This is a genomic window from Leeuwenhoekiella parthenopeia, from assembly GCF_020782115.1.
Lineage (GTDB): Bacteria > Bacteroidota > Bacteroidia > Flavobacteriales > Flavobacteriaceae > Leeuwenhoekiella > Leeuwenhoekiella parthenopeia.
This window is the reverse complement of the sequence record NZ_JAJGMW010000018.1, coordinates 67454-80471: the sequence shown is the minus strand read 5'-3', so window position 1 is coordinate 80471 and position 13018 is coordinate 67454. Positions and strand designations below refer to the sequence as shown.

Below are 13018 nucleotides of genomic sequence, written 5' to 3'. Positions count from 1 at the left end.
AAAGTTCGCCAAATTCAAATGAAATAATTCTATGCGAGGTAGATAGTACAAAATCGAAGTTAATTCAAAAATCTGATAGCATCGCAAAAAAAAGCTGCCCTGAAGCAGCTTTTGATATAATATTAAATTCAGAACTAGGATTGAGCAGAATTTTCAGTCTTTTCAATTCGGATGCTGAGTTCTTCTTTTCCGTCTTCGATATCCATATAGATGGTATCTCCTTCATTGAGGTTTGAAGCAATGATCTCTTCGGCTAAAGCGTCTTCAATGTATTTTTGAATGGCTCGTTTAAGAGGTCTGGCACCATAATCTTTATCAAAACCTTTATCCCCAATGAAATCTTTGGCTTTATCTGAAAGTTGCAGATTGTAACCCAAAGCTTCAATACGTTTGTAAAGCTTTTTAAGTTCAATATCAATAATCTGGTGAATTTCTCCACGCTCAAGAGCATTGAATACAATCACATCATCAACACGGTTCAGGAACTCGGGTGCAAATGCTTTTTTAAGCGCCTGCTGAATGATTCCTTTTGTATTATCATCAGCCTGCTCCTTACGGGCAGCGGTACCAAAACCAACACCCTGGCCAAAATCTTTGATCTTACGCGCCCCGATATTTGAGGTCATAATGATAACTGTATTTCTAAAGTCTATTTTTCGGCCTAAAGAATCGGTGATATAACCGTCATCCAATACCTGAAGCAGCATGTTGAATACATCCGGGTGTGCCTTCTCAATCTCATCAAGCAATACAACAGAGTAGGGCTTTCTTCTAACTTTTTCAGTTAGCTGTCCGCCTTCTTCGTAACCCACATATCCCGGAGGTGCTCCAATGAGTCTTGAAATCGCAAATTTCTCCATATACTCACTCATATCTATTCGGATGAGCGAATCTTCGTTATCAAACAATTCGGTAGCTAAAATCTTAGCGAGCTGGGTTTTACCCACACCGGTCTGACCCAAGAAGATAAATGAACCAATGGGTTTCTGCGGATCTTTAAGACCTGCACGATTACGCTGTATCGCTTTGGCTACTTTAGCAACTGCTTCGTCCTGACCTATTACTTTAGATCGTATAGATTGCGGTAATTCTGCCAGCTTGTTGCTTTCCGTTTTTGCAATACGATTTACAGGGATGCCGCTCATCATCGAGACCACATCTGCCACGTTATCCTCAGTCACGGTCTCACGATGCAGTTTCGAATCTTCCTCCCAGCTCTGCTGTGCAGTTGCCAGTTCTTTTTCTAAATTTTTCTCGTCGTCACGCAGTTTTGCAGCTTCTTCATATTTCTGTTTTTTAACAACAGAATTTTTGCGTTCGCGAACTTCTTCAAGTTGACGCTCCAGGTCTAATATCTTTTTAGGTACATCAATATTTACAATGTGTACCCGTGATCCTGCTTCATCTAATGCATCGATCGCCTTGTCCGGTAAAAACCGGTCTGTCATATATCTGCTGGTAAGCGTTACACAAGCCTTGATCGCTTCAGGCGTGTAAATCACATTGTGGTGATCTTCATACTTATCTTTTATGTTGTTAAGTATTTCAATCGTTTCTTCTTCATTGGTAGGTTCTACGATTACCTTCTGGAATCTACGCTCCAATGCACCATCTTTCTCTATATACTGTCTGTATTCATCTAAAGTGGTTGCACCGATGCATTGAATTTCGCCACGGGCAAGCGCAGGTTTAAACATATTGCTGGCATCCAGAGATCCTGTAGCACCACCGGCACCTACAATGGTATGTATTTCGTCAATAAAAAGAATGATGTCTGAGTTTTTCTCCAGTTCATTCATCACCGCTTTCATACGCTCTTCAAACTGACCGCGGTACTTCGTTCCTGCAACAAGACTTGCCAGATCGAGTGTGACCACGCGCTTGTCAAAAAGAATACGGGATACTTTACGTTTTACAATACGCAAGGCAAGACCTTCGGCGATTGCCGATTTACCAACACCCGGTTCTCCTATAAGTAGCGGGTTATTCTTTTTACGTCTGCTCAGGATTTGAGATACACGTTCTATTTCTTTTTCACGTCCTACAACAGGATCCAGTTTGTCTTCTTCGGCCATTGCGGTTAAGTCTCTACCGAAGTTGTCTAAAACCGGAGTCTTAGATTTTTTATTGGTTTTATTTCCGGGCGTATTAAAAGGATTTTCTTTTTGCGAATCTGCGGTATTGTCGTCATCGCTGAAGGACTCACTTTTAATAGGCTCTATATAGTCGTCTTCACTAGTCATCATAAGCTTAAATTGATCTTTTACGTTGTCATAGTCTACTTTGAGCTTGTTGAGTAATTTAGTCGTAGGATCGTTTTCATTACGCAACACACAAAGTAACAGATGAGCTGTATTTATAGAAGAACTTTGAAAAAGTTTTGCTTCTAAAAATGTGGTTTTGAGAGCACGCTCTGCCTGTCTGGTGAGGTGCAGATTTTTCTTTTCATTACTTGCCAAACCGGTACCGGGATTCGCGGGACTCAGAATCTCAACTTTACGACGCAGATGGTTCAAATCAACATCTAGTGCCTGAAGTATTTCAATAGCTTTCCCGCTGCCATCACGCAATAAGCCCAGCATCAAATGCTCGGTACCTATAAAATCATGACCCAGCCTCAAGGCTTCTTCCTTGCTGTAGGCGATTACATCTTTAACTCGGGGTGAAAAATTATCATCCATATTCGCTCCTGTCTTTTCTTGGGTTTTTTATAATTAGGTCAAAAACCGTTCCGTTTGCAATGCTGTTAGTAAATTGACAAAATTACTTTTAAAGCTACAATGGAAGTTAAGCATACTTATCAAAAACGAAAACTAATTTTTGTTAATAAAAACCGAGGCAGGTAAATAGGAGATTGCCCGAAAACACTGTCAAAATGCGTATATTGCCCCTCAGTGTTTAAACCAATATTTAAATAGAAATACATATGGCTGAAGGAGAGAAGTTAATTCCTATCAACATTGAAGATGAAATGAAATCAGCCTACATTGACTATTCAATGTCGGTCATCGTGTCACGTGCATTACCAGATGTACGAGACGGTTTGAAGCCTGTACACAGGCGTGTTTTATTCGGCATGCATGAACTTGGAGTTCGGTCGAATACAGCTCATAAAAAATCAGCAAGAATTGTAGGGGAGGTATTGGGTAAATACCACCCGCACGGTGATACATCCGTGTATGATACTATGGTAAGGATGGCTCAGGAATGGAGTCTGCGCTATATGCTGGTTGACGGTCAGGGTAACTTTGGTTCGGTTGATGGTGACAGCCCTGCAGCTATGCGATATACCGAAGCCCGTATGCGCAAGATTTCTGAAGAAATGCTTGCCGATATCGATAAGGATACGGTAGATCACACACTCAACTTCGACGATACCCTTAAAGAACCCACGGTACTTCCTACTCGTATTCCGGGTCTTTTGGTAAATGGTGCATCCGGTATTGCGGTGGGTATGGCAACAAATATGCCCCCTCACAACCTTACCGAAGTCGTTAACGGTATCATTGCCTATATCGAAAACCACGACATCGAAATAGACGAACTCATGCAGCACGTGACGGCTCCTGATTTTCCTACAGGAGGAACAATCTACGGCTATGAAGGTGTGCGCGAGGCATTTAAAACCGGTAGGGGTCGTGTTGTTTTACGCGCCAAAGCGACTATTGAAGACGTTAAAGGTCGCGAGTGTATTATCGTAAGTGAAATTCCATATCAGGTCAATAAGGCCGATATGATTAAGAAAACCGCCGATCTTGTAAACGAGAAGAAAATAGACGGTATAGCCTCGATACGTGATGAGTCTGACCGTAACGGGATGCGTATCGTTTATGTATTGAAAAGAGATGCTATTCCCAATATCGTTCTCAATACCTTATATAAATATACTGCGTTGCAATCCTCCTTCAGCGTAAATAATATAGCTCTTGTAAAAGGAAGACCCGAAATGTTGAATCTTAAAGATATGATTCATCATTTTGTGGAGCACCGTCACGAAGTAGTGGTGCGTCGTACCGAGTTTGAGCTTAAGAAGGCCGAAGATAGAGCTCACATTCTTGAAGGTTTAATCATCGCTTCCGATAACATTGATGAAGTAATTGCGCTGATACGTGCGAGTAGTAACGCCGAAGAGGCACGGGCAAAATTGATGGAGCGTTTTGAGCTTACTGAAATTCAGGCCAGAGCTATTGTCGAAATGCGTTTACGTCAACTCACCGGTCTGGAGCAGGATAAGTTGCGCGAGGAGTATGACGAGTTACTTAAAACTATTGAAGATTTAAAGGATATTCTGGCTAAAAAAGAGCGCAGAATGGAAATTATTAAGAACGAACTCATTGAGATTAGAGAGAAATACGGGGATGAGCGCCGAACCGACATAGACTATGCCGGTGGAGATGTTACCATAACCGATTTGATACCTGATGAAAAAGTGGTTCTTACAATTTCTCACGCCGGTTATATCAAGCGTACTTCCCTGCAGGAATACAAAACGCAAAACAGAGGTGGTGTAGGTCAAAAAGGATCTACAACGCGTAACGAGGATTTCCTCGAGCACTTATTTGTGGGAACCAACCACCAGTATTTGATCTTCTTTACCCAAAAAGGAAAATGTTTCTGGATGCGGGTTTTTGAAATTCCTGAAGGAAGCAAAACCTCAAAAGGTAGAGCAATTCAAAATCTAATAGCGATTGATCCGGATGATAAAGTCAAAGCCTTTATTTGTACCAATGACCTAAAAGATGAGGAATATATAAATTCCCGATATGTCATTATGGCAACCAAAAAAGGTCAGGTTAAGAAAACATCTCTTGAGCAATACTCACGCCCACGTACTAACGGTATCAATGCGATTACCATTAAAGAAGGTGATGAATTACTGGCTGCTAAGCTTACCACAGGCGACAGTCAGGTAATGCTTGCCGTGAAGTCTGGTAAGGCCATTCGCTTTGAAGAAGAGAAGACCCGACCTATGGGTAGAAGTGCTTCCGGAGTTCGTGGCATAACTCTTGCAGACGATAATGACGAGGTTATAGGAATGGTAGCTGTTAACGATCCCGAGTCTAATGTACTTGTGGTTTCAGAGAATGGTTACGGTAAGCGTTCACTGGTTGAAGACTACCGGGTTACAAACCGCGGTGGTAAGGGTGTAAAGACTATTTCAATCACCGAAAAGACCGGAAGCTTAGTTTCTATAAACAACGTTACCGATGAGGATGATTTGATGATCATTAACAAGTCGGGTATCGCTATCCGAATGGAAGTTTCAGAACTTCGGGTTATGGGTCGAGCCACTCAGGGTGTAAGACTTATAAACCTGAAAAATGGAGACACCATCGCTGCAGTGACAAAAGTGAAGAAAGATGAAGATGATATAGAAGATGAAGACGGCATTGTCGCTGAAGGAGATGAAAAAATAGATAACCAAAATATTGAAAAGCCTTCTTCTGATGAAGAGGAATAATTAAAGTTGAATATAAATTAAGTAGATAATGAAAACTAAGTCAATAGTTTTTGCGGCGCTTTCCCTTACAGCCGTAACCTTTGCGCAGAAAAAGGAAATCAAGTCTGCAGAAAAAGCCGTTGAATCTGGAAGTTATGCCCAGGCCAAAACCGAAATTGAAGCGGTTTCCGGGATGATGGGTCAGATGGACGATAAAGAAAAAGAATATTATTACTTCGTAAAAGGTAGAGCATATCTTGGTGGAGAGGATAATAAAAATGCTGATGAGCTTCTAAAAGCAATGGAAGCGTTTACAACAGTAAACGAATTCAATGGCGGTAGCAAATACGGAGAAGAGGCCAAGCAGTTTAAGCAACAGGCGATGAACGCTGTTATTTCTTCTGCTGTGGATGATCAGAATGCAGAGAAGTATGGTGAGGCAGCCAATAAGCTTTATACGTTGTACACGCTTACTCCTAAAGATACCTCTTATCTTTATTTTGCAGCTTCTAACGCAGTAAATGGTCAGGACTTTACCACTGCACTAAAATACTATACTCAATTGAAAGATATGGGGTATACCGGTATTGAGACGCAATACACTGCCGTAAACAAAGAAGATGGTAAAGTAGAGAACTTCAACTCTAAACAACAAAGAGATTTGTTTGTTAAAGCTGGTTCACACGAAGATCCTAAAACCGTTGTAACCGAGTCCCGAGCAGGTGAGATCGCAAAAAACATCGCTTTGATCTATGTTCAGGAGGGTGAAAATGATAAGGCAGTATCTGCAATTCAGGACGCTCTTGCTGAAAATCCCGATGATGATGCTTTATTACGTTCTGCTGCTGATGTTTACCTTAAAATGGATATGACTGAAGAATATGAAGCTGCTATGGATAAGGTTATCGCTAAAGATCCTAACAATCCAGGATTGTATTTCAACCTTGGTGTAGGTGCCGCAAAAGCCGGAAACAATGAGAAAGCTTTGGGTTATTACAACAAAGCATTGGAAATTGATCCTAATTATTCTGCGGCTAACCTAAACATTGCTGCTTTGATGTTAGCTAAAGATAAAGAGATTATCGAGCAAATGAATTCTCTTGGGAATACCAAGGCAGATAATGCCAAGTATGAAACTTTAAAGAAAGAGCGTTTAAAGCTATATGCTGATTCAGTTCCTTTCCTTGAAAAAGCAATTGCAGGTGATGAGCCAAATGTAGAGGCTGTTCGTACACTTTACAACATCCACATTCAGTTAGGCAACACTGCCGAAGCTGATAAGTACAAAGCTCAATTAGATGCTTTGGAAGGTAAATAATCAAAAAGCCTTATAAAATTAAAAGTCCGGTTCAATTTTGAACCAGACTTTTTTTTTGCTTTAAATTTAAATCTGCAATTACTCGGTACGTTCATATTTTTCCATGTAACGCTTCCAGAGTTCGGTTTGATGACTTTCAAGACTTATATCCCGTCCGGAGATCATTGCTTTTGTTAGGTTGTTTCCTTTCATTTCTAAAGCATTTCCGGTACTCACAAATAAGGTAGCATCTTTACCGGCTTCTAAAGTTCCGAGTTGCCCTTCTATGCCTAAAATACGTGCGGCATTGAGTGTGATGAGCTTCAGTGCATCTTCAAAACTCAAACCGTGAGCAGTAGTTTGACCTGCATAAAAGGGTATATTACGAGACTGCCAGTATTCTCCACTGTTTCCCAGGGCAACAGTAACGCCTGCATCAATTAGGTCTTTAACCATTTTGAAACTGATGTCGTAATCATCGTCTTCTGCTCCGGGCAGGCTGTGTACCCGTGTCAAAATAACAGGCACACCCGCTTCCGCAATCTCCTTAGCTACTTTATAACCGCGGTAGGCTCCTACTAAAACAACTTTATCCAGATTCATATCCTTTTTGAATTTCAATACATCCAGAATTTCTTTTTCTGAATCTACATGAACGTACAGATTTTGACTTCCATCAAGAACATCCTGCATGGCCGCATAAGGTAAATTCATAATGTTTTCATCGCCAGCATCAAAAGCTTGTGATTGCTTCATAAAATCTTTGATTTCGAGAATATCTGAAGGGTAATCTTTATTAGGGCTATAGCCCGGATCTTCACCCAGCCACCAGCGACCGCGTCTGTAACTGCTTGGCCAGTTGAGGTGAATACCATCGCCGCGTTTAACAACGGCATCTTCCCAGTTCCATGCATCCAGTTGCACCAGTGAAGATTCTCCTGAGATAGTACCACCCTGAGGAACTGTTTGGGCTAATAAAACGCCATTTGGACGCATACTTTCTACAACTTTGGATTCGGCATTGTAAGCGATAATTGCTTCAATATGCGGGTTGTATTCGCCTATCTCGTCCTGATCTTCTGTAGCACGTACAGCTGAAATTTCAACAAGACCAAGAGTGGTATCAAGAGCAATAAAGCCCGGATATACGTGCTGTCCGTCAATATTTATAACTTCCCCGCGTAAAGGTCTTTTAGTGGTTAAGGCGTCGTAAACACCGGTTATCTTTCCGTCGCTAATGAAAATAAGGCTGTTCTCTATAACCTCACCATTGCCAATGTGGGCAATTCCACCGGTCAGGGTTATTTCACCACTTGCAGAAGGCGCAGGCGTTTGCTGAGCCTGTAGACTCAAAGCAAGCAATAAAAACAGTATATATAAGTTTTTAAGTGTTTTCATAATTAGTTAAGTGTTTCTAAGGTGTCACAATCCAGACGTTGTTTCTCTTCTTTTTTGGCCGGTTGAGTCTTCAGCCCTTTATTTTTATCGCGAAGCATCATCGTTGTGAGTTTATTTTTCTTTTCCTGAACGCTCTTACGTAGTTCTTTATCTTTTTCCAGATCAAAATATACCGCTCCTTCGATAAGCGTTTTTTCGGCAATTGCGCTTACAGACATGGGGTATGTAGACCAAAGAACCAAATCAGCATCCTTACCTTCTTTTATACTACCGGTGCGATCATCCAGATGAAGCATTTTTGCAGGATTTAGCGTTACAAACTTCCAGGCTTCCTCTTCAGGAACTCCCCCATATTTCATGGTTTTGGCAGCTTCCTGATTCAATCTGCGGCTCATTTCGGCATCATCACTATTAATTCCGGTAAGTACACCTTCACTCCACATAATTGCAGCGTTGTAAGGTATGGCATCATTCACTTCATATTTATACGCCCACCAGTCGCTAAAGGTTGAACCGGCTACGCCGTGCTCTGCCATTTTATCAGCTACTTTGTAACCTTCAAGTATGTGTGTAAATGTGTTGATTCTAAAATCAAAATCTTCCGCTACTTTCATTAACATATTGATCTCACTTTGTACATAGGAGTGTGATGAGATATAGCGGTCTGCGTTGAGAATTTCAACCAGTGTTTCCATCTCATAATCCTTGCGAAATGGCTGACCACTATTCTTTGCCTTTTCGTATTCACGCGCCCGCTGAAAATAATCGGTATACATTTGTTGCACACCCATACGTGTTTGCGGAAAGCGGCTGTAACTACCCCAGTTTGATTGCTTGACGTTTTCGCCCAAAGCAAACTTGATAAACCTGGTGTCATCTAAAACCATTTCATCAATACTTGATCCCCACTTGAGTTTCATCACGGCAGATTGCCCGCCAATTGGGTTAGCTGAACCGTGAAGTAACTGGATGGTAGTCACACCTCCTGCAAGATCGCGGTAAATGTCAATGTCATCCGGATTCACGACATCTTTCATACGTACTTCGGCAGAAGAGTTTTGACCTCCCTCATTGATTGAGAAAGCAGCAATGTGCGAATGTTCGTCAATTATACCACTGGTAAGATGTTTACCGGTAGCGTCAATCACTTTAGCACCTCCAGAGTTCAGATTTTTGCCAATAGCTGCGATTTTACCGTTTTTGACCAACACATCTGTTTCTTCCAGGATTCCGGCTTCTTCATTAGTCCAAACCGTTGCATTTTTAAACAGAATCGTCTCCTGTTTAGGCTTTTCATCATAACCATAAGCAATGTTCGGGTAGGTGAGCGGCATTACAAAGGGTTCATCCTCTTCTTTGTCCTCATCTTCCTTGTCTTCTTCGTCTTCCGTTGCACCGGCTTCTTTTTTAGTCATATTAAAAGCAGTTTCACTTCCGTTAGGCTGAATAGCTTTACCACTCCAGGATTGAGCATCAGAAACCTGCGTTACAACACGTGTAAAATCTTTACTTTCAGAATTAACAGCGGTAAACATCAGGTTTAACCAGCCGTTATCGTAATTGATTTTAGAACCCAATTTAGTATCACCACTTTTAACGGTTACTGAAGGTTTTTCGGTTGATTTGGATATACTTACGTCATAAGTAGAACCACCCAGACTCAAGGCATAGGAGCCGTCAATATCCAGTACATTAGAATCTTTAATCACGTGCTGATTTCCCTGCACCCAGTTCTCGTAGAGTACGGTTTCGTCCTCAAATAAAGGACCTGAAGTAACCAGAAAATTCGCCCAGGCATTTTCTTTGAGAGAGCCTAATTCCTCACTTTTCCCCAAAAGCTGAGCAGGAACTGTGGTTAGGGCTTTGAGTGCGGTTTCTTCGCTCAGACCGTACTTAAATGCTTTTTTAAGCATATCCATAAGCTTGTCAGGAGATTTAAGCGAATGGGTGGTGATGGCAAAAGTAAGTCCCGCATCCTGCATTTTTGCCGGGTTGGTAGGCTCCTGATTCCATTCAAGCATTTGACTCAGGCTCACATAATCTGCCTGAAAGGGATCTTCCACATCATAAGCATCCTGAAAATTAATGGGGATAATATAGTGTGCTCCGGTTGCTTTGATCTCGTCAATACGCTTATACTCGTCACCGCCACCTACAATTATGAAGGGTACTCCGGTTTCTTTTGCCAGGTTTGAAATGCGCAGGTCGTCATAAAGATCTTCGCCGTAAAAGATTTGAGGCAGATCCATATTGGCATTAAGAGCCTCCAGGGCAAGGTCTCTGGTTTCTACATTTCCCTGTGCATACCATTCTGCATCTTCAAAAAGCTGACGTATGAGGGCAGTAGCACCCATCTTAGAAGAAGGATAAGCCTGTGCAGAAAGGTTACTTTTGTCAAAAGAGAAAAATTGAGCTGATCTGGTGTCTATTAAACGATCTGCCGTGTTGCCATCTGTATTAAGAGCCACAAGAATACCATTACCACGTGCGATTGCATCTGCTTTATGAGTATTTACGGCGCCAAAACCTGCTTCAAGCATTTCTTTGGCTGCTTTGCTGTCGTAATCAAAATCAGCAAGAGCATCGGTTTCTGCCCGAACGTGATCATTCCAGTAGTAACCTGAGCGAGATGCTTCGTACTCACCACTGCGGCTGCCGCCAGATCGTTCAGGAGTTTTTACCCCAAAAGAGGAATACATTTCAATAAAAGAAGGGTAGACGTGCTTACCACCCAAATCAATTACTACTGCATTTTCGGGCTCTTTGACAGATTTGCCAACGGCAACGATCTTTCCGTCTTTAACCAGCATACTTCCTCCGGTAATTGTTTTTCCGGGAGTGGGATGTAGCGTGGCATTTTTAAAGAGCGTGTAATTAGAATTGACTGTTTTTACACCGTCATTGACCGGGAAGTATTCCTGTGCAGCGAGTGTAAAACACATCAGGAATAACCATCCGGCAAGGAATAGTTTTTTGTTCATAGTTAGCTAAATTTAGACTTTGTCTAAAAATAACTGTTATGACGTTTCTTTAAGAAAATTTAAGATTGTTTAAGAAATGTTTAACGCTTATCCTTATTTCGAAGTATTCTTCGTAAGATTTTCATTAAAAATCCTGAAGAACACTTTATCATTTTTATAGTATTTGTATAGGTCAAACTTTAGATTATAAGTCGTGTTTATTGACTATTGAAACTTCAGCTATTAAAGACAAAATGAGGCTGAGAAATAGCGTTTTGCATATAAATAGCGATTTTTCACAATAGTTTTTTAAAAAAATTCGAAGTGATTTAGAGAGATATCCTCAAAAAAAGGGGGGTATTTTTCCCCTTTTTTTAATTATTAATATTACTTCTTCCAGGAAGATAGTGATTTTCATCGATTTAAATTTCACTCACATCTTGATTTACTGACAAAACTTTCTGGTTAATAGTACAAATTGTCCTGACCTGCTTCTTGGGCAACCTGATCGATGCGTTTCCGTTCGATTTTTACATTACATTTAACTATCTGAAAAGAAGTTGTTTGCAATGTTGATTTTGATTTTTTTTAAGATTTGATAAAGCAATGATGAATTAAGATACCGATTGAGAATGGTCGGTTACTCCTAGTGTATTTATTAACCAATTATATATTATTAATTAAACATTATTTATTATGAAAAAAATGATTTTTACAGTTGGAGCACTGATGTGCGGTGCAATGATTTTTGCACAATCCAACACAAGTGATGTGAATCAGTCAGGATCAGGACACAGTGCTAATGTTACTCAGGCAGGGAGTGCTAATGATTCAGATGTTGATCAGCTTGGTAATTCAAACAGTGCTGAAGTTGATCAGTCAGGGGCAGCAAACAACGCTATAACCTTTCAGGATGGTGGAAGTCAAAGTTCTGAGATTGATCAATCAGGAGCACAGAACACCTATCGTACTACTCAATTTGGTACCGGAAACTCATCAACAGCCTCTCAGGATGGTAATGGCAACTATGCCGGGCCGCCAACGACTACGTGGGGGACATTGCAAAACGGACAGGATAATAGTTCATCAACTACCGTAGAAGGGAACAATAATGGAACAGCAACTTACCAGTTAGGAAATAATAACACGGCAATGATTAACCAGGAAGGTAATGATAACATTGCTATCGGACAAACTAGTTTATTCTGGGGTATTCAGCAATTTGGTGATGGTAATGCTGCCGACATAGGTCAATTTGGAAACGCCAACACTGCTTCTATCGAACAGCAGGGGAATGATAACGATTTTGAAATAGATCAGGCAGGAAACGATAACTTTGCTAAATCCTACCAGGAAGGTGACCGTAACCTAGGAGGTGGAGTAGGTTTAAGATGGGGTATAAATCAAAGAGGCGATAATAATAATGCCACTAATGATGCTTTTGGTAATGATAACAACAGCGGTACCTATCAGAGTGGTACAGGTAATACTTCAACTATTGAACAAATTGGTGATGGTAATATCGCCAATGGTTTAACACCACTTTCCTACGGTACAGAGCAAATAGGTGATGATAACAATTCTGATTTGCTTCAGGTAGGAAATGGTAACAGCGGTTCAACGTATCAAAACGGAACTCAAAACCAGGCTGATACCTATCAATTGGGTGATGGTAACTCTAGCGCAGTATCTCAAACAGGTACAACAAATGACTCTAATGTAGATCAATTGGGTAATGGCAACACAAGCATTGTAGGTCAAGATGGAATGACCAACATGAGTACTGTGCTTCAGGATGGTATGATGAATATGAGTACTGTTTCTCAAACTGGAAGTTCACATATGAGTATGGTTACTCAAGCTGGTAGCTCTAATACTTCAACTGTAACACAAAGCAACTAATTAAATAGGAAAAATCAAGAA

Annotated in this window: 6 protein-coding genes; 3 read left to right on the top strand and 3 right to left on the bottom strand. The window is 40.9% G+C overall.

Going from position 1 to position 13018, the window contains the following annotated elements; translation table 11 throughout:
• Positions 1-134: 134 nt before the first annotated feature.
• Positions 135-2681, bottom strand: a complete 2547-nt coding sequence (locus tag LLW17_RS13490) for an ATP-dependent Clp protease ATP-binding subunit (protein WP_228230816.1) — start codon at positions 2679-2681, stop codon at positions 135-137.
• Between the two features lie 245 nt (positions 2682-2926).
• Here LLW17_RS13490 and gyrA point away from each other — a divergent pair, with 245 nt between their 5' ends.
• Together gyrA and LLW17_RS13480 are read left to right on the top strand one after the other, a co-directional pair.
• The gene (gyrA, locus tag LLW17_RS13485; protein WP_228230815.1) at positions 2927-5461 is read left to right on the top strand and encodes a DNA gyrase subunit A; all 2535 of its coding nucleotides are present in this window, start codon (positions 2927-2929) and stop codon (positions 5459-5461) included.
• A 28-nt stretch (positions 5462-5489) separates the two neighbouring features.
• Positions 5490-6758 carry a tetratricopeptide repeat protein gene (locus tag LLW17_RS13480; RefSeq protein WP_228230814.1) on the top strand — a complete coding sequence of 423 codons (1269 nt, stop codon included), beginning with the start codon at positions 5490-5492 and terminating at the stop codon, positions 6756-6758.
• A 78-nt stretch (positions 6759-6836) separates the two neighbouring features.
• Here LLW17_RS13480 and LLW17_RS13475 read toward each other — a convergent pair whose 3' ends face one another.
• Positions 6837-8135: an amidohydrolase family protein gene (locus LLW17_RS13475; protein WP_228230813.1), complete on the bottom strand. Its 1299-nt coding sequence runs from the start codon at positions 8133-8135 to the stop codon at positions 6837-6839.
• Between the two features lie 2 nt (positions 8136-8137).
• Positions 8138-11116, bottom strand: coding sequence for an amidohydrolase family protein (locus LLW17_RS13470; protein WP_228230812.1), 2979 nt, complete (start codon positions 11114-11116; stop codon positions 8138-8140).
• Between the two features lie 675 nt (positions 11117-11791).
• Between LLW17_RS13470 and LLW17_RS13465 the strand changes: the two genes are divergently transcribed.
• Positions 11792-12997 carry a hypothetical protein gene (locus tag LLW17_RS13465; protein ID WP_228230811.1) on the top strand — a complete coding sequence of 402 codons (1206 nt, stop codon included), beginning with the start codon at positions 11792-11794 and terminating at the stop codon, positions 12995-12997.
• Positions 12998-13018 lie beyond the last annotated feature (21 nt).

Coding starts and splice junctions, on each gene's coding strand:
- LLW17_RS13490 (WP_228230816.1), bottom strand. CDS start 2,681: ATGGATGATAATTTTTCACCCCGAGTTAAAGATGTAATCGCCTACAGC.
- gyrA (WP_228230815.1), top strand. CDS start 2,927: ATGGCTGAAGGAGAGAAGTTAATTCCTATCAACATTGAAGATGAAATG.
- LLW17_RS13480 (WP_228230814.1), top strand. CDS start 5,490: ATGAAAACTAAGTCAATAGTTTTTGCGGCGCTTTCCCTTACAGCCGTA.
- LLW17_RS13475 (WP_228230813.1), bottom strand. CDS start 8,135: ATGAAAACACTTAAAAACTTATATATACTGTTTTTATTGCTTGCTTTG.
- LLW17_RS13470 (WP_228230812.1), bottom strand. CDS start 11,116: ATGAACAAAAAACTATTCCTTGCCGGATGGTTATTCCTGATGTGTTTT.
- LLW17_RS13465 (WP_228230811.1), top strand. CDS start 11,792: ATGAAAAAAATGATTTTTACAGTTGGAGCACTGATGTGCGGTGCAATG.